The sequence below is a fragment of the Methylobacterium sp. 001424705 genome (assembly GCF_059816145.1).
Genome location: NZ_JCBANU010000002.1, coordinates 236,758 through 258,288, shown reverse-complemented (window position 1 = coordinate 258,288; position 21,531 = coordinate 236,758). Strand labels below are relative to the sequence as shown.

Here is a 21,531-nt window from a genome sequence, read left to right as displayed (position 1 = left end):
TTTCCGGCTTGGGGACCGACAAGCTCTGCTTAGGACTTTCCGTGGCATCTGAGTCTCGAATGCACAACCGGAGGTTTCGGAGTCGCCGATGCGGATGCTGCCGGATCTCACGAGCCGCCTGAGCGCGGCGCGAGCCTGGATCGGACTCGGCGTCCTGGCGCCTCTCGGCCTCCTCGTGGTGTCCGGCCTGATGCTGGTCGATCTGCGCAACGATGCCTGGGACAAGGCCGCGCAGACGTCCCGCAACCTGCTTCAGGTCATCGAACGCGACATCGCGCGCAACGTCGAGATCGTCGACCTCTCCCTGCGCGGCGCCGTCGACAATCTCGCGGCGCCGGGCTTCTCGGCCGTGAGTCCGGCCCTGCGCCAGCTGATCCTCTTCGACCGGGCCGTCACGGCACGGGACATGGGGGTCTTCCTCGTGGTCGACGAGAACGGCGACACCGTCTACGACGCGAACGCGGTCCCGGCCCGGCCCCTGAACAACGCCGACCGCAGCTATTTCCGCGCCCATCGCGACCGGCCCGACCTCGGCCTGTTCATCAGCGAGCCCATGACCTCGCGGATGCTCGGCGTCCCCATCATCGTGCTCAGTCGCCGGATCAACAAGCCGGACGGCAGCTTCGGCGGCGTGGTCCAGGCCTCCCTGAAGCTCACCTATTTCAGCCGCCTGTTCGCCAATCTCGCCCTCGGCGCCAAGGGCGCGATCAACCTCTACGCCCGCGACGGGCGGCGCATCATGCGGCACCCCTTCTTCGAAGGCGCGATCGGGGACAGCGTCGCGGCCTCGCCGTCCTTTCAGCGCTTCGTGCGGGAGGGCAGCGGCAGCTTCCTCGGCAGCGCCGTCCGCAGCAGCGAGCCGCGCCACCACACCTTCACGCGGATCGGCGACCTCCCCCTGATCCTCGCCGTGACCCTGGCGCCCGACGAGATCGATGCCGAGTGGCGCGCCAAGGCGCTGGTGATCGGCAGCATCGTGTCGATCCTGTGCGGGCTCTGCGCCGGCCTTTCGCTGCTCTTCGGGCGCGAGCTCCGGCACAGGGGACGGATGCAGGTGGAACTGGCGCGCCTCTCCCTCACCGATCCGCTGACCGGCCTGCCGAACCGGCGCCGCTTCGAGGAGGCCCTGGCGGATGTCGAACGGTCGGGTCGCTCCGGCGGCGCGCCGTTCTCCCTGCTGGTCATCGACGCCGATCACTTCAAGGCCGTGAACGACCGCCACGGACACGCCGTCGGGGACGAGGTCCTGCAGGGATTGGCGCGCTGCCTCCTGGCGAGTGCGCGCCACCCGGGCGATCTCGTCTGCCGGGTGGGCGGCGAGGAGTTCGTGATGCTGCTCGCCGGAACGGACGGGGCGGGCGCCCAGCGGGTGGCCGACGCCGTCCATGCCGAAGTCCGCCGCCTCGGGCTTCCCGCCGCCGGCATCCCGGCGGGCGCCCTGACGGTGAGCATCGGCCTGGCCAGCACCGCGTCGGTCCGCGCAGGGGCGAGAGGGGCCAGAGAGCTCTACCGCGTCGCCGACGCGGCGCTCTACGCCGCGAAGGGGAGTGGTCGCAACCGGACCTGCATCGGTCCGCCGCGGAGCGCGTGCGCACCGGGCGAGGGGGCACCGGGCGCGCAGGCCGACGCCGCCTGAGAGCCGGGTGCGTCGCGCGGCCGGGTGCGGAGATCGCAGGCGGAGGACTCTTTCCCGTCCGGGGAAGAGGGATTTCGGCAATCGGCGGCGTCGGCGCGATCGCGCGGCCGCCTTCCCCTCAGGCGGGCTCGTCCGGGGGGCGCGGCTGGGCCGGGGCGAACAGGTCCTCCGGCGGATCGACCACGACGCGGCCGCCGGCGATGTCGAGCTCGGGCACGAAGATTTTGGTGAAGGGCAGGAGGGCGGTGGCACCGCCCAGGGCCGGCTTGATCTCCAGGAGATCGCCGCCGCCGTAGTTCGGCACGTCCGCGACGGTGCCCAGGACCGTGCCCTGCGTGTCGACCACCGCGAGGCCGACGAGGTCGGCGGTGAAGAATTCGTCCGCGTCCGACACGGTGCCGAGACGCTCGCGCGGCAGGTACAGGGCGAGGCGGTTGAGGCCTTCCGCGCCGGTGCGGTCGCCGACGCCCTTCACCCGCACGACCAGCAGGTCGGGGGAGGCGCCGCCGGCCTGCCGGACGTCCGTGAGTTCGACGCGGCGGCCGTCGGCGCCGATCAGCGGCCCGTAGGACGCGATCGCCTGCGGGTCGCCGGTGTAGGATTTCAGCCGGACCTCGCCGTTGAGCCCGTGCGCCCGCCCGAACTCGCCCATCTGGACGAGGCTCGGGTCGGTGGGCGGCAGGGGCGCGTCGGTCTCGGGCCGCGGCCGGTGGGCCGAGGTGGCCGCCGCGCTGCCGATGCGGCCGGGCCGCGCACGGCGCCCGCCGTCACCGTGGGTCGATGTGCCTCCGGGACGACGGGCCATGCGGGGGACCTCAGGCCGCGGCGTCTTCGGCCGGGGCGGCGGCCTTCTCGGCACGCTTGGCGGCGCGCTCCTTGGCCTTCTCGCCCGGCTCGGCCTTCTGCGGGTTGTTGCGCGCGGGGCGCTTGGCGAGGCCGGCGGCGTCGAGGAAGCGCAGGACGCGATCGGTCGGCTGGGCGCCCTTGGCGAGCCAGGCCTGGATCTTGTCGGCCTCGAGCACGATGCGGGCCGGATCGTCCTTGGCCTTCATCGGGTCGTAGACGCCAACCTTGTCGATGAAGCGGCCGTCGCGGGGGGCGCGGGCGTCGGCGACGACGATGCGGTAGTACGGGCGCTTCTTGGCGCCGCCACGGGTGAGACGGATCTTGAGGGACATGGTTTGACTCCAAAGGTCAGTGTGTCGTGTGAGGGCGAGGCGCGCGTAGCGAATGGCGAGTTCGTGGGCGCGAACCCGACTCGCTATGCGCTACGCCCCCGTCGCTACTTCTTCTTCCCGAAGGGGAATCCGCCGAGACCCGGCAGGCCGCCGGGGCCCTTGGGACCCCCGAGCCCGGGCAGGCCCGGCATCTTGCCCCCGAGGCCCGGAGGCATCGGGGGGAGCTTGCCGCCGAGCTGCTTCTGCATGTCGGCGATCATTTCCGGCGTCGGCTCCGGCATGCCGGGGGGCAGGCCGGGCATGCCGCCCGGCATTCCACCACCCCCCATGCCGAACATCGAGCCGAGGGCCTGGCCGATGCCGCGCTTGCCCGAGCCCATCGCCTTCATCATGTCGGCCATGGTCCGGTGCATCTTGAGGAGCTTGTTGAGCTCCTCCACCTTCGTCCCCGAGCCCGCCGCGATGCGCTTCTTGCGGGAATTCTTGAGGATGTCGGGATTCTTCCGCTCCTGGGCGGTCATCGACGAGATGATGGCCCGCTGGCGCTTGAACATCTTCTCGTCGAGGTTGGCGTTCTCGACCTGCTTCTTCATCTGGCCCATGCCGGGAAGCATGCCCATCAGGCCGCCGATGCCGCCCATCTTCTCCATCTGGGCGAGCTGCATCGACAGGTCGTCGAGGTCGAACTTGCCCTTGCGCATCTTCTCCGCGGTGCGGAGCGCCTGCTCGTGGTCGATGGTCTCGGCCGCCTTCTCGACGAGGGAGACGATGTCGCCCATGCCGAGGATGCGGTTGGCGACGCGGGAGGGGTGGAACTCCTCCAGGGCATCGACCTTCTCACCGGTGCCGACGAGCTTGATCGGCTTGCCGGTGACGGCGCGCATCGACAGGGCCGCGCCGCCGCGGGAATCGCCGTCCATGCGGGTCAGCACGATGCCGGTGACGCCGAGACGCTCGTCGAAGGCGCGGGCGGTGTTGACCGCGTCCTGGCCGGTGAGGGCGTCGGCGACGAGGAGCACCTCGTGCGGGTTGGTGGCGGCCTTGACCTCGGCCGCCTCCGCCATCAGCGCCTCGTCGAGGGTGATGCGGCCGGCGGTGTCGAGCATGACCACGTCGAAGCCGCCGAGGCGGGCCGCGTCCATGGCGCGCCGGGCGATCTGAACCGCCGACTGGCCGGCGACGATCGGCAGGCTCTCGACTTCGACCTGCTTGGCCAGGATCGCGAGCTGCTCCATGGCGGCCGGGCGGCGGGTGTCGAGGGAGGCCAGCAGCACCCGGCGCTTGTCGCGGGCGACCAGCCGGCGGGCGATCTTGGCGGTGGTGGTGGTCTTGCCCGAGCCCTGCAGGCCGACCATCAGGATGGCGACGGGGGCCGGGGCGTTGAGATCGATGATGCCGGCTTCCGAGCCCAGCATCGCCACGAGTTCGTCGTTGACGATCTTGACGACCATCTGGCCGGGGGTGACCGACTTGAGGACGACGGCGCCGACGGCCTTCTCGCGTACCTTCTCGGTGAAGCCGCGCACCACCTCGAGGGCGACGTCGGCCTCCAGCAGGGCGCGCCGGACCTCGCGCAGGGCGGCGGTGACGTCGGCCTCGGTGAGGGCGCCGCGGCGCGTGAGGCCGGAGAGGATTCCGGAGAGGCGATCGGACAGGCCTTCGAACATGCGTCAGGCTCCCTGGACCGGCATCGTCGTCGGACCGGTCACTGGTTGACGCCCGCGCTCTCGGCCCGGCGCGCCTGGAGCGCGTCCTCGAAGCCGCGGATCGCCTGGGCGAACTTGTCCCGGCAGCCCGGGTCGCAGAAGCCCACCACCGCGCCGTTGTAGAGGGTGAGCGAATCGGCCGCGATCGGCTTGCCCGACCACGGGCAGGTGTCGTTCACCGCATCCTCGATGCGCAGGGTCGTGTTCGCGGCAGCGTTGGGCATCGGGACTCGCGACGACGGTGTGGCCGGGGCCGACGCCCTGTCCCCAACGCGAAACCCGCCCGAGGGCGCATCGCGCTGTCGGGCGTTGACCTCCGGCCTCGCAGGGCCGGTCGGCGTTCGTGGTGACGATCAGACCGTCGAATGAATAGGGAGGCGGTTAGTCCGACGGCGGGCCCAAGTCAAGTTTTGCGGGTGCCGCGCCATTCCTTCGTTGACCTCTGTCGGATCGAAGGAAGGGATCGCTTCCTTTCAGTCGCGTGCGAAAATGCGGCGAAGCGTCGATTCGCCAGGAGGCCTCGGGCGTTCCGTTCAGATCCGTGACGCCGCCCCGGACGACGCTTCGGCCATGGGGCATCTGCATGTCGCATCCTGGCACGAAGCTTATGCCGGGCTGTTGCCCGAGACCCTGCTGGCGGACCTCTCCGTCGCGGCGCGGGTCGCACGATGGCAAACGATCCTCGACGCTCCTGCGGCGCGGGGGGTGGTCGCCGTCCTTGTAGCCGAGGAGGGCGGCGGTCTCGTCGGCCCCGCGTCCTGTGGCAGCCAGCGGGACGCCACGCTGCGGACGGCCGGATTTGATGGCGAGATCAGCGCGCTCTATCTACGGCAGGCTCATCAGCGCCGAATATTGGGCCGTCGCCTGATGCGGCGGATGGGGGCGGCCCTGATGGATCGCGGCTTGTCCACCGCGAGCGTCTGGGTGCTGCGCGAGAACGTCGGCGCGCGCGTTCTACGAGCGGCTGGGTGGGGAGATCGTGGGGGAAGCGATCGACCCGAGCGGCGACGTGGCCCTGGCAGAGGTGGCGTATGGCTGGCGCGATCTGTCCAGGCTGGCAAAAGCCACGAGCTCGGTGTCGGCGGATCACTCCCTCACGACGCATGTCGCCAACCCGCGTATTGCGACGCCAACCTGAACCAACCTTGCTGAGACGCCATGGGCGAGCCGCACGATTCCAGGACGCAATTGATCGCAAATGAACGCGCGAAGCTGACGGCCACCTACGTGAATGGCGTGGCCATCGCCGTTCTCGCGGTTGGTGGTTTGGCACCACTCTTTTCCCAGCGCGGCGCAGGGGCGGCGGCACCGGACAGGCCCTGGCTGACGCCAGTGCTGTCGCTGCTTTGCATCTGCGTCAGCGGAGCCCTACATTGGGCGGCAAGAGGTTTTCTGCGGGAACTCCGGTAATGGACGCCCACACCCTGACCCTGCTGCTGTTCCCACTCGGCGCCCTGGCGCTCGGTCTCGGAACCCTGTGGTTCGCCCGCCGGGCGCATTGAATCGCGCCCGCCGACCTGTCCGATCAGCGCCCCGCCGGCGGAAGCCCCGGCAGCGCCGCGAGCGTCGCATCCGAGAACGCCATCGCCTTGAACAGGCTGCCCATGCCGCGCCGGGACGGATCGGTCAGGCGGGTCGCCGCCGCCGTGATGGCCTCGCGCTGCGCCTCGCTCGCGGTCCGGCCCAGCCCCTCGGCGCGCTCGCGCAGGCCCAGCGCCAGAAGGAAGTCGCGCTGGTCCACGGGGCCGTGCAGGATCGCCCCTTCGCCGGTGGAGGCCCGGCCGAGGGCGCTGAAATCCACGTGGGTGGTCAGGTCGGCCTCGCCGGGGGCGGCCAGGGGCGGAACGAAGGCGTGGCCGCGCACGGCCTGGAGCGAATCGCCGAAGCCCGGCCGGACGTGGCCGTAATCCACCAGGAGGACGGCGCCCCGGTGGGCGACCACTCGGCGGGCGAGGCCGCGCACGGCGTCCAGGGCGGCGCTCGGCAGGGTCATCAGGACGCCGGTGGGGCCGCTCGCGGCGATGCGCGTGTCGGGCTCCGCCGCCAGGCCGAAGGCGAGGGCGCTGCCGTCCGGCGAGAGGCCGACGAGGCGCTCGAACCAGCCGCGCTCGGCCCGCTGGAACTGGCGGACGGGGAGGGCGTCGAAGAACTCGTTGGCGACGACGAGGCTCGGGCCGTGCGGAACGGTGTCGAGGGATTCGTGCCAGGTCGGGGCCGCCCTCGACAGGCGGGATTTCTGCTCGCCCCGGAGCACCGGGCTCGTCTCCACGAGGTGCAGGGCCGGGCGCAGGGCCGGCGCGGCGCGGGACAGCGCCCGCAGGGCGTCCTGCATCAGGGTACCGCGACCGGGGCCGAGCTCCACCAGGGCGAGGTCGGGGGGAGCGCCCATCGCCTCCCAGGTCGCCGCGATCCAGATCCCGATCAGCTCGCCGAACATCTGGCTGATCTCGGGGGCGGTGACGAAATCGCCCCGCGCCCCGAGGGGGTCGCGGGTGCGGTAGTAGCCATGCACCGGATGTCCGAGGCAGAGGGTCATGTAGCGGTCGAGTCCGATCGGACCCGAGGCCAGGATCTCGTCGCGGATCGCGGCGAAGAGCGGGCTCGTCACGCCGGATCGACCTTCGCGAGCGACGCCGCCCCGTCCTCGATCGCCACGCGCGGGCGGGTGGTGCCGCGCAGGGCCAGGACGATGGCGGCGAGGCCGACGAGCGCCATCGGCACGCAGAGCACCATGCCCATGGTGATGCCGCCGGTGGACCAGGTCTCGGTGCCGAACAGGTAGCCGAGCTGGCGGTCGGGCTCGCGGAAGAACTCGCAGAACGTGCGCGCGACGGCGTAGCCGAGGACGAAGATGCCGCCCATGAGGCCGGGCCTGCGGAAGCCGCGGGCCCGCACCGCGATCATCATCACAACGAACAGGAGAGCGCCCTCAGTGGCCGCCTCGTAGAGCTGGCTCGGGTGTCGGGGCAGGGGGCCGCCGGTGGGAAACACGATGGCGTAGGGAAAGTCCGGGGCGATGCGGCCCCAGAGCTCGCCGTTCACGAAGTTGGCGATCCGCCCGAAGAACAGCCCGATCGGCACCACGACGGCGGCGAGGTCGAGGAGGGTGAGGGCCTGAAGCTTCCGGGAGCGGGCGAACAGCACCATGGCCAGCACGGCGCCGAGGAAGCCGCCGTGGAACGACATGCCGCCGTTGCGGATGGCCAGGATCTCGATGGGGTCGGCGATGTAGAGCGGCAGGTTGTAGAACAGCACGTAGCCGATGCGGCCGCCCAGCACGACGCCCAGCGCCACCCAGACGATGAGGTCGTCGATGTCGTTCAGGCTCGGGCGGCGCACCACGCCCCAGTAGCGGTCCGCCGCCACCAGCCGGCGGGCATAGTACCAGCCGCCCAGCAGGCCGACGATGTAGGCGAGGGCGTACCACTTGATGGTGATCGGCCCGATCGCCACCGCCACCGGATCGATGGCGGGGAAGGGCAGGGCGAAGAGCGGCGGCATCGAGGCGGTGTCCCGGTTGAGCCGGGGCATTGGGCCCGAGCCCGCCCGGGGGTCAACCCCGCCACGGACATGGCCGGCCCCGCCGCCCGCCCTGTAATTAAGCCTCCCCGATCACCTCCCGGCGGTCCGCCGCCGGCCGCCGCGATCAGGCGGCCCGGACGGTGGCGAGGAAGCTCGCCACTTCCGTGCGCAGCTGCTCGGACTGCCGCGAGAGGTCCGCGGAGGCGCGCTGCACCTGGTCCGCCGTCGCGCCGGCCTCGGCGGCCGAGCGGGCCACCGCCTCGATGTCCTGGCTCATGGCACCGGTGCCCGAGGAGGCCTGGCCCATGTTGCGGACGATCTCCTGGGTCGTCACGCCCTGCTCCTCCACCGCGGCGGCGATGCTGCTGGTGACGAAGCTCATGCCCTCGATCCGCGTGACGATGCTGCGGATCGCCCCGGTGGCGCCGGTGGTGGCCGAGCGGATGGCATCGACCTGCTCGGCGATCTCCGTGGTGGCGCGGCTGGTCTGCTCGGCGAGGTTCTTCACCTCCGCGGCGACGACGGCGAAGCCGCGGCCTGCCTCGCCGGCCCGCGCCGCCTCGATGGTGGCGTTCAGGGCCAGCAGGTTGGTCTGGCTGGCGATCTGCGAGACGAGGCCGACCACGTCGCCGATCCGGGTCGCGGCCTCGGACAGGGTCTGCATGGTGGCGGCGGTGCGGCCGGCCTCTTCCACGGCCTGGGCCGACATGGTCGCGGCCTGTTCGACCTGGCGGCCGATCTCGCCGACCGTGGCGCCGAGCTCCTCGGCCGCCACCGCCACGGCGTTGACGTTGCCCGCGGTCTCCTGCGCGGTGGCCGCCACGGAAGTCGAGCGCCGGGCCGTGCCGGCCACCGCCTCGGTCATGCCGGTGGCGGCGCCCTGCAGGTCGCCGGAGGCCTGCGAAACCGTGCCGACGATGCCGCCCACGGAGCGCTCGAAGCGGTCCGCGAGGTCGCGGAGCAGGGTCCGCCGCTCGGTCTCCTCCCGCAGGCGCGCCGCCTCGGTGGTCTTCAGCTGCTGCGCGGCCTCCTCCAGGGAGATGTCGCGGATGGTGACGACGGCCCGGGCGATGTCGCCGATCTCGTCGGCACGCCGGCTGCCCGGCACCTCGGCCAGGGATTCGCGCCGGGCCAGCGCCTGCAGGGCCCGGGTCAGCGCGCCGAGGGGACCCACGATGGTGCGGGCGAAGAGGAGGCCGAGGATCGCCGTGGCGGCGAGGACAGCGAGGGCCGTGACCGCCAGGGCCCGGGTGAGGGTGCCCACCGCCGTGAGGGTCTCCTCCTCGGCCTGCTCGGCCAGGATCGTCCAGGGGGCTCCGAGCACCGAGACCTTGGCGGTCGCCACCATCCGACGGTCGCTGCCGTTGGCGTAGGTGAAGGGGTGCTCGCTGGCGAGCTCCGCTTTGTCGAGGCCGAGGTCGGTCGCGGGCTTGCCGGCCGTGACGGCCGGGGACAGGGGCGGGTTGGACCGCAGGGCGCCGTCGGCGCCCACCGCCAGGATCTGGCCGGTCTCGCCGAGGCCGGCGCGGTCCGAGAGGGTGCGATCGAACAGGGCGGGAGTCAGGCGCAGGAGGACGAAGCCGATGCGCGCGGCCTCCTGGCCGGTGCCCATGGCGACGTTGGCGCGGCGGGCGATGGCCCGGCCGATGAAGGCCGACGGGACGGCCTCCGCCGGATAGGCGGCGTAGTCCTCGTACAGCGTCGCGTCGGAATCGGCGCTCTTCAGGCGCGCCACCAGGCGGGCGAGGCCGGTCGAGGCCAGCGCGGGCTCGGACAGGGCCTGGCCGAAATCGGCGCCCTTGGTGGTGGTGTAGACGACGCGCCCGTCCTCCGACACGAAGACGAGATCGGCGTAGCCCGGGCGCTCGAGGAGCTTGCGGGCGACCTCCTGCACCTTGGCGTGGCGGCGCCCGTACATCGTGCCCGAAGCCTCCGCCCCGAGGCGCGCCTCGAGGTTCGCGCCACCCGTATAGGTCCGGACGAGCCCGGCGAAGTCGGGCTTGGCGGGGTCGAGAGCTTCGGCCAGATCACCGAAGTTGCCGCCGACCTGCGGATTGCCCGCCACCGTGACGAGGTCTCCGCCGATCCGTTCGGCAATCAGCTCTATCCCCGCCTTCCGGGCCGAGGCGGCGAACTGGAGGCGCTCCCGGGCCGCGTCGACCAGGCCGGAGCGGGCGCTGTACCAGCTCAGCCCGCCCATCACCGTGGCGCTGACGAGGGCCAGACCGACGGTGATCGCGGGCAGACGAAAGTTGAGGCTGGTCAAACGTGCCATGGGATACGCCCGAAGAGGAAGTGCGGACGTCGTTGCTACGGAGAAATGTTGAATTAAAACTTTCGTTCGGGACAATCTGGCAGCGTATCCAGAATTCCAGTCCGTGCGCGACAACCGCCCGGCGCCTGTCAAGTCTTGTGGCTGCGCGGACGAAGGGACGTGCGGGCGATCGACACCTCGTTCACCACTGCCCCTGATCCGGCGATGCCGCCAGCCTGCTTCAGGCCGCAGCGCCGGCCATGCCCTGGCCGTCGTCCAGGAACATCCGGTAGGCCGGGTTGTCGGTCTCGTCGACGCACGGGTAGTGCAGGGCCTCGATCGCCGCATCGAAGCGGGCGCGCTCGGCCGGCGGTACGTCGATGCCGGCGAGGACCCGGCCGTAATCGGCGCCATGGTTGCGGTAGTGGAACAGCGTGATGGCGAAGCCGTCGCCCAGGGCGTCGAGGAACTTCATCAGCGCCCCCGGCCGCTCGGGAAACTGGAAGCGGTAGAGCCGCTCGTCGGCGAGGCCCGTGGCGCGTCCGCCCACCATGTAGCGGATGTGGACCTTGGCCATCTCGTTGTCGCTCATGTCGACGGTGCGGTAGCCGGCGGCCTTCAGCGAATCGATGAGGGCGTGCTTCTCCCGCAGGCCGCCGGCGAGGTTGATGCCCACGAAGATCTGCGCGTCGGCGCCGGCGGCGTAGCGGTAGTTGAATTCGGTGATCGCCCGGGGGCCGAGGGTCTGGATGAAGGCGCGATAGGCGCCGGGCCGCTCGGGGATGGTGACGCCGAGCAGGACCTCGCGCTGCTCGCCGAGCTCGGCGCGCTCGGCGATGTGGCGCAGGCGGTCGAAGTTGAGGTTCGCCCCGCTGGAGATCGCCACCAGGGTGCCGGTGCCGCCCTCCTGCCGGGCGGCGTAGGCCTTGGCGCCGGCCAAGGCCAGGGCGCCGGAGGGCTCCGAGATGGCGCGGGTGTCGTCGAAGATGTCCTTCACCGCCGCGCACATGGCGTCGGTGTCGACGGTGATGACCTCGTCGAGGTACTCGCGGCAGAGCCGGAAGGTCTCGGCGCCGGCCTCGCGCACGGCGACGCCGTCCGCGAACAGGCCGACCGTGGGCAGCACCACGCGTTTCCCGGCGGCCAGCGCCGCGGCCATGCAGGCGGCATCGTCCGGCTCGACGCCGATGACCTTGGTCTCGGGCCGCAGGTATTTCACGAAGGTGGCGACGCCCGCCGCGAGGCCACCGCCCCCGACGGGCACGAAGATCGCCTCGATCGGCCCGGAATGCTGGGTCAGGATCTCCATCCCGATGGTGCCCTGGCCGGCGATCACGTCGGGATCGTCGAAGGGATGCAGGAAGGTCAGGCCGTCGCGCGCCTCCAGCTCCCGGGCATGGCCCAGGGCCTCGTCGAAGGCATCGCCGAACAGGATGACCTCGGCCCCGCGCGCCCGGCAGGCGTCGACCTTGATCGCCGGGGTGGTGCGCGGCATCACGATCACGGCGCGGACATTCAGGCGGGCGGCCGCCAGGGCCACGCCCTGCGCATGGTTGCCGGCCGAGGCGCAGACGACGCCCTTGGCCAGCAGCTCGGGGGCCAGGCCCGACATCTTGTTGTAGGCGCCCCGCAGCTTGAACGAGAAGACCGGCTGCAGGTCCTCGCGCTTCAGGAGCACCGGACGGGTCAGGCGCGCCGACATGCGCGGCATCGGGTCCAGCGGGCTCTCGATGGCGACGTCGTAGACGCGGGCGGTGAGGATCTTGCGGATGTAGTCGGTCAAGGAGACACGGGCTCCGGCGGTGGTGCGGCGCGAGGGGACTCGTCCCGCACATAGGCGCTCGGCGCATGAGAAGCGAGCGAGGCGCTGTCGCGGGTGGCTGAGCGGGAACGCTCGCCGTCAGGCGAGCCGCTCGATCAGGGCCGCAATCCAGACCAGGGCCGCGATCCCCTGGGCGGAGAAGGTCCCGGCCGAGGCGAGATCCTTGACGATGCCGATCTTCGGGTGCCGGGCCGGGTGGAGGTGGTCGCAGAGCTTCTCTACCGCGGTGTTCAGGAACTCGGCGGCGAGCATCAGGAGCAGGCTTACCACCAGGGCGACCCGGACCCAGAGGCCCGACCCGAGGAGGAGGGCCAGGGGAACCCCGAGGGCGAGGAGCACGAGTTCCAGGCGCACAGCCCGCTCGGTCCGGGCGCCGTGCACGAGGCCGCGCCAGGAATTCAGGAAGGCGAGGTAGAGGGCGTGCATGTCCGGGCGCTGTCTCAGGGCGCCGCTGGGGCGCCGCGGGCGATCCACTTCGCCACGATCGGGCCGGTCACCAGCACCACGAACAGCCGCAGCGTCTGCACCGCCAGCACGAAGGAGACGTCGACCTTCGAGCCGACCGCGATGATGGCCACCGAATCGAGCCCGCCCGGGCTGGTGGCGAGGTAGGCGGTGAGGAAGTCGATGGGCAGCAGGAAGGTCAGGCCGTAGGCCCAGCCGCCGCACAGGGCGATCACGCCGAGGGTGGCCACGACGATGCCCGGCATGGCGCTGAGCGTCTCGCGCAGGGTCTCGCGCCGGAAGCGCAGGCCGACATACCAGCCGATGGTGGCGTAGGCGAGGTCGAGGATCGGCAACGGCAGGGCCATGGAGACCAGGCCGGAGGCGTGCAGGGCGGCGCCGAGCAACATCGGCCCGGTCAAGGCGAAGGCCGGAAGGTGCAGGAGCTTGGCGAGGCCGGCGCCGCAGGCGGCGACCGCCAGGGTCGCCAGGAGGGCGAGCGGGGCCACCGTGACGGGATCGGAGGCCGGGACCACGTCGGAGACGTTGGTGAGCAGGCGCGCCATGACGGAGGCCGAGAGCACCACGGCGACCACGCGCACGTACTGCATGAAGGCGACGAGGCGCGGATCGGCGCCGTATTCCTCCGACATCGCCACCATGGCGGCGGCGCCGCCGGGCGACGAGCCCCAGGCGGCGGTCGACCCCGGCAGGATGCGCAGGCGGGTCAGGGCCCAGCCGACCGCCCCGCCGACCAGGACGGTGACGAGCACCACCGCGAGGATGAGGAAGCCGTCATCCACCACGGTGCCGACGATCTCGCCCGTCACCGTGTGGGCGACGAGGCAGCCGATCATCGCCTGGGCGGCCTGGAAGCCGAACTTCGGCACCGACAGGTTCGCGCCCCCGACCCCGAAGGCGATCGCCGCCACCATCGGCCCGAGCAGGAGGGCCGCCGGGAAATGCGCGCGGTCGAGGCCGTAGGCCAGCAGGCCGGAGGCGCCGAGGAGGGCCGCCCAACGGCCGATGAAGCGCAGTGAGAGCACGGTGATGCCGGGAATGGGCCGGGCAGGGAACGCCCGTCGCGCCGGGCGCTACACCGGATCGCTGACGCTGTCACGGCGCCCGGCGCGCGGACGGGGCATGCCGTCGTCCCGGCAGGCCGTGGTGCCCGCCGGCGCGTGGGCCCGGAAGAACGCCGCCAGGTGCGCGAGCCCGTCGGCCCGCGGATCGCTGGTGCGCCAGGCCAGGGCGACGGTGCGCCCCGGCCCGTCCACGTCGAAGCTGCGCGTCACCGTGAGGCCGCTGGGATCGGGACCGGAGGGCACCGCCAGGGCCGGGAGCAAGGTGTAGCCCGCCCCCGCCGCCACCATCGAGCGCAGGGTCTCCAGGCTGGTGGCGTGGCGCCCGGCGGCCGAGCCGGCCCCGCAGGCCGCCACGGTCTGGTCGCGCAGGCAGTTGCCCTCGTCGAGGAGGAGCAGGTCGGGGCCGGCGATGTCGGTGGCGCGCAGGGCGCCGCCCCGGGCGAGGGGATGCTCGGCCGGGCAGGCGAGCTGGAACGGTTCGACGAAGAGGGGCGACACCGTGAGCCCGGATGCCGGCACCGGCAAGGAGATCAGGGCGGCGTCGATGCGCCCGTTGTGCAGCCCTTCGAGGATCTCGGCCGTGCGCGCCTCGCTCAGGGCGAGGGCGAGGAGCGGGAAGTCCTGGCGCAGGGTCCGCAGGATCAGGGGAAACAGGTAGGGCCCGAGGGTCTGGATCGCCGCCAGGACGAGGCGGCCGGTGAGCGGCGCGCCGCGCCCCTCGCTCGCCAGCACGAGGAGGCGCTGGGCCTCCGCCATGACGATGCGGGCCTGCCGCACGATGGTCTGCCCGGCCGGCGTCAGCATCACCCGGCGGTTGCCGCGCTCGAACAGGGCGAGGCCGAGGAGGTCCTCCAGCTTGCGGACCTGGACGCTGAGGGTCGGCTGGCTGACGTTGCAGCGCTCGGCAGCCCGGCCGAAATGCATCTCCTCCGCCACGGCGACGACGTATTCGAGATCCCGCAGGGACAGGCCGGACATATTCATAGGCTGTGACTATCATCGCGTTCGCCACGATGCATTAGCCAAATCGCTCGCGGCGGGCCATAAGGCTGTCTCAGAACCATTCCAGGTTTTCAGCCAAGGTCTGGATGCGGCCACCGCCGCGTCGATCTGTTTCGAACGAGAGAGCACCGCATGAGCGATCAGCGCCCGATTCTCACCACCCGCCAAGGCCACCCGGTTCGCGACAACCAGAGCACCCGGACGGTGGGCGAGCGCGGCCCGGCGACCCTCGAGAACTACCAGTTCATCGAGAAGATCACCCATTTCGACCGGGAGCGGATTCCGGAGCGCGTGGTCCACGCCCGCGGCGCCGGCGCCCACGGCTACTTCGAGGCGTATGGCAAGATCGGCAACGAGCCCGCCTCCAAGTACACCCGCGCCCGCGTCCTGAACGAGACCGGCGTGAAGACCCCGATGTTCGTGCGCTTCTCCACCGTCGCCGGCGCCAAGGAGTCGCCCGAGACCGAGCGCGACCCACGCGGCTTCGCGGTGAAGTTCAAGACCGTCGACGGCAACTGGGACTTGGTGGGCAACAACCTCAAGGTCTTCTTCATCCGCGACGCGATCAAGTTCCCCGACATGATCCACGCGTTCAAGCCGGACCCGGTGACCAACCGCCAGGAGGCGTGGCGCTTCTTCGACTTCGTGGCGCAGCACCCCGAAGCCATCCACATGGTGACGCACCTGAAGTCGCCCTGGGGCATCCCCGCCAACTATCGCGAGATGGAGGGCTCGGGCGTCAACACCTACAAGCTGGTCAACGACCAGGGCGAAGCGGTGCTGTGTAAGTTCCACTGGGAGCCCAAGCAGGGCATCCGCAACCTGACCTCGGCCCAGGCTTCCGAGATCCAGGCCAAGGATGTCGGCCACGCCACCCGTGACCTCTACGAAAACATCAAGGCCGGCAACTTCCCCGAGTGGGAGTTCTGCGTGCAGATCATGCCCGACGGCCCGAACGACCACCTGTCGTTCGATCCCCTCGACGACACCAAGCTCTGGCCGGTGGAGGACTTCCCCCTGTTGCCGGTGGGCCGCATGGTGCTGGATCGCGTGCCGGACAACTTCTTCGCGGAAGTCGAGCAATCGGCCTTCGGCACGGGCGTCCTCGTGGACGGCATCGACTTCTCGGACGACAAGATGCTCCAGGGGCGCACGCTGTCCTACTCGGACACGCAGCGCTACCGCGTCGGCGCCAACTACCTGCAGCTGCCGATCAACGCCCCGCAGCCGGGCGTGAAGGTCTATTCGAACCAGCGCGACGGCCAGATGACCTACGGCGTCGACGGCACGGGTCCGAACCGCCACATCAACTACGAGCCTTCGACCCTGGCCGAGGGTCTGCGGGAGGCTCCCAAGCCCGCCAAGGACTACCACCAGCCGGTCCAGGGCAACCTCGGTCGCTACCAGACCTCGCGCACCGAGGACGACTACACCCAGGCCGGCGTGCGCTACCGCTCGTTCCAGGATTGGGAGCGCGACGACCTGATCGCCAACCTCGTCGGCGACATGAAGCAGTGCCCGGAGCCGATCCAGCTGCGGATGGTCTGGCACTTCCTCCATGCGGATGAGGATTACGGCCGCCGCGTCGCCGAGGGGGCCGGCATCGACCTGGAGAAGGCCCGTGCTCTGCCGCCGCTGCCAGGCCGCGCGGCTCCGGGCCAGCGCCTCCAGGCCGAGACCTATACCGACGGCAGCCAGGCCCACAGCATCGCCGCCGAGTAAACTGACCGTTCCAGAACGAAGGCCGATCGAGTCCCGCAGGGTCAAGCGACCCTGCGGGACTTTTTCGTTGGTCGGTCCCCGGTGCACGGCAGGTCCAGGGCGGATCGGAAGGAGCCCTCAACGGAGGGGTCGACGCGACGACATCCATCGGGACGCGAGGCGAATACATCGCGCGACGGTCGCGAACCTCGGGATTCGTCTTCTGGGAACGCTGAGCACTGACGCTTGTTGGACAGTCTATTCGGCGGCTCTTATTGTGATGAGCGAAGGTGTTTCCAGAAGTGAGCACGATATGTTTACAGATCGGGTCGCTAAATGCCAGGCATGAGGAAGTTTCAGGCTATTGCGGCGCGGGACTAGAGATCGGCATTGATCGCGAACCAGAAAAACTCCGTCGAAACGATCATCGAGCGCGATCGGGCGCGCGCGGTTCTGCGGGGCATGCCCGCGACGCTGATCGCGAACGTTCTGGTCTCGGTGTCCCTCGGCGGAATGATGTGGGACCTCGTGCCGCGTGGGCTCATCCTCGCCTTCGTCGGCCTCAACGGTCTGCTCAATCTCGCCCGCGCTCTGATCGCCGCCCGATGGCTGAAGCGGGACCACGCCACCCGGCACCCGGGCCGGATCCTGGCCTTTGCGTGGATCGGAGCCCTGTTCTCGGGCCTGTGCTGGGCCGTGGCCCTGATCGGCCTCGCCTGGAACGGACAGACCCAGTCCGTCGCGATCGCCCTGGCCTTCTGGAGCCTGAACGTCGGGGTCATCCAGAGCAAGGTGTCCCGCGCACCCGCCATCGCCTTCATGCTTCCGAGCCTCACGATCCTGACGGTCCTGTTCCTCGTCGAGGACGCGCCGAGCTCGCCGTTCATCGCCGCGAACCTGATCGTCCTCGCGGTGCTGATGATCCGCAACGCGACCGATCAGGAGATGCATTACCTGCGGTCGAGCCGCCTGAAGCTGGAAGCCACGGAGCTGGCCGCATCGCTGAAGGCCGCCAACATCGCGGCGGAACAGGCCCTGCGCCGGGTGGAATACGCGGCGACCCACGATCACCTGACCGGCCTGCTCAACCGGGCCGCCTACCAGACAGCCTTCGAGGCGTGGTTGAGGGACGGGGCGGCGCATGGGAAAGGATTTTCGGTTCTGCTGATCGATCTCGACCGCTTCAAGGTCATCAACGACACCTTCGGGCATGCCGTGGGCGACGAGGTCCTGGCGGAGGCGGGCGCACGCCTGAGGCGGATTCTCGGAGAGGATGCCGTGGTGGCCCGCCTCGGCGGCGACGAGTTCGCAGCCCTGATCCCCAACCGGTCCGGGAAGGAGGACGGGCCGAGGCTGGCGGGGGAGATCGTGGCGCAGCTCGCCGTCCTCGTCACGGGATCCGGCCGGACCCTGCAGGCCGGGGCCAGCGTCGGCATCGCCCGGTATCCGGGTGACGCCCACACCCTTGCCGACCTGCAGTGCCAGGCCGATCTCGCCCTTTATGCCGCCAAGACGGCGGGACGCGGCACCTGGCGCCCCTTTCACGCGAGCATGGGCGCGCAGCTGAAGGCCCGCCACGTCATCGAGCGGGATCTCCCCGAGGCGCTGGAGAGCGGAGCGGTCCAGGCCTGGTTCCAGCCGCAGCTCGACTGCGAAACCGGGCGCGTCATGGGCGTCGAGGCGCTCCTGCGCTGGAAGCATCCGGCGCTGGGCTGGATCTCTCCCCCGGACGCGATCGCCGCCGCCGCCGCCACCCGTCGATCGCAGGCCCTGACCCGGACCATCCTGCGGCAGGCCTGCCGCATGGCGCAGGTTCTCGACGCGAACGGGCACGAGTCCGTCGTGGTCTCGGTCAACGTCTCGCCCAACGAGTTCGGGGCCTATCCGATCGCCGACATGGTGGCGGCCGAACTGACCGGGCACGGCCTGTCCGCCGCCCGGATCGCCCTCGAGATCACCGAGGAGGCGGTCTACTCGAACGAGCGCGGCGGCAAGGACGTCGACGCCCTGATCGACATGGGGGTGGGCATCATCGTGGACGATTTCGGGGTGGCCTACTCGTCGGTCGGGTCGCTGCGCGACCTGCGCTTCGACGGCCTGAAGGTCGACCGGAGCTTCATCCAGGGAATCGTCGACAGTCCCCGGGACCGCGTGCTCCTGGAGGCCATCCTGGCCTTCGCCCGCACCCTCGGGGTGACGGTCCTGGCGGAGGGGGTGGAGACGAACGCGCAGTTCCAGCTGCTGCGCCAGCTCGGATGCCCGGCCGTACAGGGCTACCACTTCGCCCGGGCCATGCCGTCGACGCAGACCCTGGCCTGGATCACCGAGAACGATCTCACCGCGCGCATCGCCCGGCAGGGCTGGGCGGCCAGCGGTTGGACGATCGCGGCGCACCCCGCGGTCGCGCAGGCCTGATCGCCGAAACCGAAAAAAGGCCCGCTCGATCGCTCGAGCGGGCCTGATGGCGGGGGGCGGGGGCGCAATGCGCCGCCCGGGTCTCACCCCAAATCTTACTCGGCGGCGGTCTTCGCGGCGCTCTTGGCGGCCTTCTCGGCCTTGCGGGCGTCCTTGTTCGCCTTCGAGGCATCGGCCTTGGCGGCCTTCTCGGCGGGGCGGTCGGCGCGCTCGACGATGCGGGCGGACTTCCCGCGACGGTCGCGCAGGTAGTACAGCTTGGCGCGACGCACCTTGCCGCGACGGACGACGGCAATCGAATCGATCAGCGGCGAGTAGAGCGGAAACACGCGCTCGACGCCCTCGCCGTAGGAGATCTTGCGGACGGTGAAGCTCTCGTTGAGGCCGCCGCCGGAGCGGCCGATGCACACGCCCTCGTAGGCCTGCACGCGGGTGCGCTCGCCTTCCTTCACCTTGACGTTCACGGTCACCGTGTCGCCGGGCTGGAAATCGGGGATGGTCTTGCCGAGCGAAGCGATCTGCTCCTGCTCCAGCTGCTGGATGATGTTCATGGTCAAGTTCCTGCCGGTGCGCGCCCGAGGCCCCCGGATGGGACCGCGTGCGTCAGGATTTCGGCATCCTGTTTTGAGTTGAGGCGGGCCTTACACGAGGTGCGGCCCCTTGTCCAATGGCCGGTGGATGCCCCCCCCCGCGCGGGCGGCGTGGCGCGGACGCGGTTGAGAAAATCCCGCGCGCGGTCCACATGGAGGGTGCGGCGGGGACGTCCGCCGCCATTCCCGGCCGGCCTTGAACCGGCGCAGCGGACGAGGATCCTGTCCACCATGTTCATCCAGACCGAAGCCACCCCGAACCCCGCCACCCTGAAGTTCCTGCCCGGCCGGGTCGTCCTGCCCGAGGGCACCTTCGAGGCGCGCGATTCCGAGGCCGCCGCCCGCTCGCCCCTGGCGAGCCGGCTCTTCGACGTGCCCGGCGTCTCGGGCGTCTATCTCGGTCACGACTTCATCTCGGTCACCAAGGCCGAGGACGACAACCTCTGGCCGCAGGTGAAGCCGGCCGTTCTCGGCGCCATCATGGAGCACTTCCAGTCCGGCGCCCCGCCCCTGGCCGAGGGTCACGTCGCCGGCAGCGACGACGCCGAGGAGTTCTTCGACCCGGCCGACCTTGAGACCGTCGAGACGATCAAGGACCTGCTCGAGACCCGCGTGCGCCCCGCCGTGGCCAGCGATGGCGGCGACATCACCTTCCGGGGCTACAAGGAAGGCGTGGTCTACCTGGAGATGAAGGGCGCCTGCTCGGGCTGCCCGTCTTCCACCGCGACCCTGCGCAACGGCGTGCAGAACCTGTTCCGCCACTTCCTGCCGGAGATCCGCGAAGTCCAGGCGATCTGAGGCCCGACATTCCGGCGGGCCGACGCAAAGCCGCAACAGGTTCGCCCGAATTTCTCCACGATGGCCGCTCCGCCCTGACGGAGCGGCCGTTTTTGTCTTAAAGTCGTGGCCCCGGACGCCTTCGCGCGGTCCGGGGGTGTGGCACGATCGGGAGTGAGTTTGCGTATCCTCGCCATCGACACGGCGCTCGACGCCTGTTCCGTCTGCATCGCCTCGGATTCGACCGACGATCTCCTCGCGCACGAGTCGATGGTCCTCGGCCGCGGCCATGCGGAGGCGCTGCTGCCGATGATCGAGCGGGTCGTCGCGCGGGCCGAGGGCGGTTTCGAAGACCTGGACCGTGTCGCCGTGACGGTCGGGCCGGGCAGCTACACGGGCCTGCGGGTGGGGCTCTCTGCGGCCCGGGCCGTGGGGCTGGCCACCGGCATCCCCGTGGTCGGCGTCACCACCCTGTCGGCCCTGCTGGCGCCCCTGCTCGCCCAGAACGGCGAGGGCCTGATCGTGGCCGCGATCGATGCCCGGCACGGATCGGTCTACCTTCAGGCGATGAGCATGACGGACGGGATCGTCGTGCCGCCGAGCCACCTCCCGGTGACCGAGGCGGCGGCGATGCTCGACGGCGTCGTCACCCTCGTCGGCTCCGGCGCGCCCCTGGTCGCCCAGGCGGCGAAGGCCCGGGGCCTCGACGTGGCGGTCGCTGGCACCGGCGCGGCCGAGATCGCCTGGGTCGCCTCGCTCGGCATGCTGGCGGACCCCGCCCAGGCGCTGGCGCGTCCCCTCTACCTCCGCGGTCCCGACGCCCAGCCGCAAGACCACGCGAGGCTCGCCCGCCGATGACCCGTTCGCTGACGCCGTTCTGGCCCTTCGAGATCTGGTCCGCCTGGTGGGAAGCCTGGGGCACGGCGCCCTACGTCACGCTGCTGCGGGATTCCGGCCAGGCGCGGGCCCTGGCGCGCATCCACGCCACCGCCTTCGCGCGGCCCTGGGACGCGCACGAGTTCGAGCGCATGCTGTGCGAGCGCTCGACCGAGGCGCATGCCCTGTGGAAGAACGGCGCGATCCAGGGCTTCGTCCTGTCGCGCCGGGCGGCCGACGAGGCCGAGATCCTCACCGTCGTGCTGGCGCCCGCCGCCCGCGGCGGCGGCCTCTCGCACAAGCTCGTCGCCGCCCATCTCGAGCACCTCGTCCAGTCCGGCGTCCGGACGGTCCACCTCGAGGTCGACGAGGGCAACGCGCCGGCCCTGAAGCTCTACGCGCGCCACGGCTTCCGGCAGGTGGGCGAGCGGACGGGCTACTACACCCGGGCCGACGGAACCCGCGCGACCGCCCTGACCATGACGGCGGTGCTGGCGTGACGCCACCCGGCGCACGCTAGCCA

The 21,531-nt window shown here is 70.9% G+C and carries 19 protein-coding genes and 1 pseudogene; 8 read left to right on the top strand and 12 right to left on the bottom strand.

What is annotated here, in order from left to right:
• Positions 1-88: 88 nt before the first annotated feature.
• The gene (locus AC6EUL_RS03435; protein ID WP_499868850.1) at positions 89-1,636 is read left to right on the top strand and encodes a sensor domain-containing diguanylate cyclase; all 1,548 of its coding nucleotides are present in this window, start codon (positions 89-91) and stop codon (positions 1,634-1,636) included.
• A gap of 118 nt (positions 1,637-1,754) precedes the next feature.
• Here AC6EUL_RS03435 and rimM read toward each other — a convergent pair whose 3' ends face one another.
• From rimM to AC6EUL_RS03415, 4 genes are all read right to left on the bottom strand, one after another.
• Positions 1,755-2,441, bottom strand: coding sequence for a ribosome maturation factor RimM (gene rimM, locus AC6EUL_RS03430; protein WP_499868848.1), 687 nt, complete (start codon positions 2,439-2,441; stop codon positions 1,755-1,757).
• Positions 2,442-2,451: 10 nt separating this feature from the next.
• Positions 2,452-2,814: a 30S ribosomal protein S16 gene (gene rpsP / locus AC6EUL_RS03425; protein ID WP_055957770.1), complete on the bottom strand. Its 363-nt coding sequence runs from the start codon at positions 2,812-2,814 to the stop codon at positions 2,452-2,454.
• 104 nt (positions 2,815-2,918) lie between these two features.
• Positions 2,919-4,481, bottom strand: a complete 1,563-nt coding sequence (gene ffh / locus AC6EUL_RS03420) for a signal recognition particle protein (RefSeq protein ID WP_056210878.1) — start codon at positions 4,479-4,481, stop codon at positions 2,919-2,921.
• A gap of 38 nt (positions 4,482-4,519) precedes the next feature.
• Positions 4,520-4,744: a hypothetical protein gene (locus AC6EUL_RS03415; protein WP_056210880.1), complete on the bottom strand. Its 225-nt coding sequence runs from the start codon at positions 4,742-4,744 to the stop codon at positions 4,520-4,522.
• A 265-nt stretch (positions 4,745-5,009) separates the two neighbouring features.
• Between AC6EUL_RS03415 and AC6EUL_RS03410 the strand changes: the two genes are divergently transcribed.
• Complete coding sequence (locus AC6EUL_RS03410) at positions 5,010-5,672, top strand: GNAT family N-acetyltransferase (protein ID WP_499868845.1); 663 nt, start codon at positions 5,010-5,012, stop codon at positions 5,670-5,672.
• Positions 5,673-5,678: 6 nt separating this feature from the next.
• Positions 5,679-5,930, top strand: coding sequence for a hypothetical protein (locus tag AC6EUL_RS03405; protein WP_082487694.1), 252 nt, complete (start codon positions 5,679-5,681; stop codon positions 5,928-5,930).
• A 115-nt stretch (positions 5,931-6,045) separates the two neighbouring features.
• On the opposite strand, the gene AC6EUL_RS03400 is transcribed toward AC6EUL_RS03405, so the two are convergent.
• The 7 genes and pseudogenes from AC6EUL_RS03400 to AC6EUL_RS03370 all read right to left on the bottom strand — a co-directional run bounded on the left by AC6EUL_RS03400 (position 6,046) and on the right by AC6EUL_RS03370 (position 14,631).
• Entirely contained in the window at positions 6,046-7,128 is a 1,083-nt protein-coding gene (locus AC6EUL_RS03400) for a class I SAM-dependent methyltransferase (protein ID WP_499868842.1), read from the bottom strand.
• The gene (lgt, locus tag AC6EUL_RS03395; protein WP_499868903.1) at positions 7,125-8,021 is read right to left on the bottom strand and encodes a prolipoprotein diacylglyceryl transferase; all 897 of its coding nucleotides are present in this window, start codon (positions 8,019-8,021) and stop codon (positions 7,125-7,127) included. Before lgt ends, AC6EUL_RS03400 begins: the two co-directional genes overlap by 4 nt.
• A gap of 145 nt (positions 8,022-8,166) precedes the next feature.
• The gene (locus tag AC6EUL_RS03390; RefSeq protein WP_499868840.1) at positions 8,167-10,317 is read right to left on the bottom strand and encodes a methyl-accepting chemotaxis protein; all 2,151 of its coding nucleotides are present in this window, start codon (positions 10,315-10,317) and stop codon (positions 8,167-8,169) included.
• 220 nt (positions 10,318-10,537) lie between these two features.
• Positions 10,538-12,154, bottom strand: a pseudogene (gene ilvA / locus AC6EUL_RS03385) (threonine ammonia-lyase, biosynthetic); the annotation flags it as partial.
• Positions 12,155-12,196: 42 nt separating this feature from the next.
• Positions 12,197-12,544, bottom strand: coding sequence for a diacylglycerol kinase (locus AC6EUL_RS03380; RefSeq protein ID WP_499868838.1), 348 nt, complete (start codon positions 12,542-12,544; stop codon positions 12,197-12,199).
• A 14-nt stretch (positions 12,545-12,558) separates the two neighbouring features.
• Positions 12,559-13,608, bottom strand: coding sequence for an AbrB family transcriptional regulator (locus AC6EUL_RS03375; protein ID WP_499868836.1), 1,050 nt, complete (start codon positions 13,606-13,608; stop codon positions 12,559-12,561).
• Positions 13,609-13,656: 48 nt separating this feature from the next.
• Positions 13,657-14,631 carry a LysR substrate-binding domain-containing protein gene (locus AC6EUL_RS03370; protein WP_056272934.1) on the bottom strand — a complete coding sequence of 325 codons (975 nt, stop codon included), beginning with the start codon at positions 14,629-14,631 and terminating at the stop codon, positions 13,657-13,659.
• Between the two features lie 150 nt (positions 14,632-14,781).
• Here AC6EUL_RS03370 and AC6EUL_RS03365 point away from each other — a divergent pair, with 150 nt between their 5' ends.
• Together AC6EUL_RS03365 and AC6EUL_RS03360 are read left to right on the top strand one after the other, a co-directional pair.
• Positions 14,782-16,371 (top strand): catalase, encoded by a 1,590-nt coding sequence (locus AC6EUL_RS03365; RefSeq protein WP_499868833.1) that lies wholly within the window; start codon positions 14,782-14,784, stop codon positions 16,369-16,371.
• A gap of 441 nt (positions 16,372-16,812) precedes the next feature.
• Positions 16,813-18,765 (top strand): putative bifunctional diguanylate cyclase/phosphodiesterase, encoded by a 1,953-nt coding sequence (locus AC6EUL_RS03360; protein ID WP_499868831.1) that lies wholly within the window; start codon positions 16,813-16,815, stop codon positions 18,763-18,765.
• 95 nt (positions 18,766-18,860) lie between these two features.
• On the opposite strand, the gene rplS is transcribed toward AC6EUL_RS03360, so the two are convergent.
• Positions 18,861-19,316, bottom strand: coding sequence for a 50S ribosomal protein L19 (gene rplS / locus AC6EUL_RS03355; RefSeq protein WP_056210896.1), 456 nt, complete (start codon positions 19,314-19,316; stop codon positions 18,861-18,863).
• A 270-nt stretch (positions 19,317-19,586) separates the two neighbouring features.
• Here rplS and AC6EUL_RS03350 point away from each other — a divergent pair, with 270 nt between their 5' ends.
• The 3 genes from AC6EUL_RS03350 (at position 19,587) to AC6EUL_RS03340 (ending at position 21,508) form a co-directional block, all read left to right on the top strand.
• Positions 19,587-20,153: a NifU family protein gene (locus AC6EUL_RS03350; RefSeq protein ID WP_056353627.1), complete on the top strand. Its 567-nt coding sequence runs from the start codon at positions 19,587-19,589 to the stop codon at positions 20,151-20,153.
• A gap of 159 nt (positions 20,154-20,312) precedes the next feature.
• Positions 20,313-20,990 carry a tRNA (adenosine(37)-N6)-threonylcarbamoyltransferase complex dimerization subunit type 1 TsaB gene (gene tsaB / locus AC6EUL_RS03345; protein ID WP_499868901.1) on the top strand — a complete coding sequence of 226 codons (678 nt, stop codon included), beginning with the start codon at positions 20,313-20,315 and terminating at the stop codon, positions 20,988-20,990.
• On the top strand, positions 20,987-21,508 hold the full coding sequence (locus AC6EUL_RS03340; RefSeq protein WP_056490330.1) for a GNAT family N-acetyltransferase: 522 nt from the start codon (positions 20,987-20,989) through the stop codon (positions 21,506-21,508). Before tsaB ends, AC6EUL_RS03340 begins: the two co-directional genes overlap by 4 nt.
• The last annotated feature ends 23 nt before the right edge of the window (positions 21,509-21,531 follow it).

Excerpts from the sequence above, each read along its gene's own strand:
- ffh (WP_056210878.1), bottom strand. The coding sequence starts at position 4,481 with ATGTTCGAAGGCCTGTCCGATCGCCTCTCCGGAATCCTCTCCGGCCTC.
- AC6EUL_RS03410 (WP_499868845.1), top strand. The coding sequence starts at position 5,010 with ATGCGGCGAAGCGTCGATTCGCCAGGAGGCCTCGGGCGTTCCGTTCAG.
- lgt (WP_499868903.1), bottom strand. The coding sequence starts at position 8,021 with ATGCCGCCGCTCTTCGCCCTGCCCTTCCCCGCCATCGATCCGGTGGCG.
- AC6EUL_RS03360 (WP_499868831.1), top strand. The coding sequence starts at position 16,813 with ATGCCCGCGACGCTGATCGCGAACGTTCTGGTCTCGGTGTCCCTCGGC.
- rimM (WP_499868848.1), bottom strand. The coding sequence starts at position 2,441 with ATGGCCCGTCGTCCCGGAGGCACATCGACCCACGGTGACGGCGGGCGC.
- AC6EUL_RS03380 (WP_499868838.1), bottom strand. The coding sequence starts at position 12,544 with ATGCACGCCCTCTACCTCGCCTTCCTGAATTCCTGGCGCGGCCTCGTG.
- AC6EUL_RS03390 (WP_499868840.1), bottom strand. The coding sequence starts at position 10,317 with ATGGCACGTTTGACCAGCCTCAACTTTCGTCTGCCCGCGATCACCGTC.
- rpsP (WP_055957770.1), bottom strand. The coding sequence starts at position 2,814 with ATGTCCCTCAAGATCCGTCTCACCCGTGGCGGCGCCAAGAAGCGCCCG.
- AC6EUL_RS03340 (WP_056490330.1), top strand. The coding sequence starts at position 20,987 with ATGACCCGTTCGCTGACGCCGTTCTGGCCCTTCGAGATCTGGTCCGCC.
- AC6EUL_RS03415 (WP_056210880.1), bottom strand. The coding sequence starts at position 4,744 with ATGCCCAACGCTGCCGCGAACACGACCCTGCGCATCGAGGATGCGGTG.
- AC6EUL_RS03435 (WP_499868850.1), top strand. The coding sequence starts at position 89 with ATGCGGATGCTGCCGGATCTCACGAGCCGCCTGAGCGCGGCGCGAGCC.
- AC6EUL_RS03405 (WP_082487694.1), top strand. The coding sequence starts at position 5,679 with ATGGGCGAGCCGCACGATTCCAGGACGCAATTGATCGCAAATGAACGC.
- AC6EUL_RS03350 (WP_056353627.1), top strand. The coding sequence starts at position 19,587 with ATGTTCATCCAGACCGAAGCCACCCCGAACCCCGCCACCCTGAAGTTC.
- AC6EUL_RS03370 (WP_056272934.1), bottom strand. The coding sequence starts at position 14,631 with ATGAATATGTCCGGCCTGTCCCTGCGGGATCTCGAATACGTCGTCGCC.
- AC6EUL_RS03365 (WP_499868833.1), top strand. The coding sequence starts at position 14,782 with ATGAGCGATCAGCGCCCGATTCTCACCACCCGCCAAGGCCACCCGGTT.
- rplS (WP_056210896.1), bottom strand. The coding sequence starts at position 19,316 with ATGAACATCATCCAGCAGCTGGAGCAGGAGCAGATCGCTTCGCTCGGC.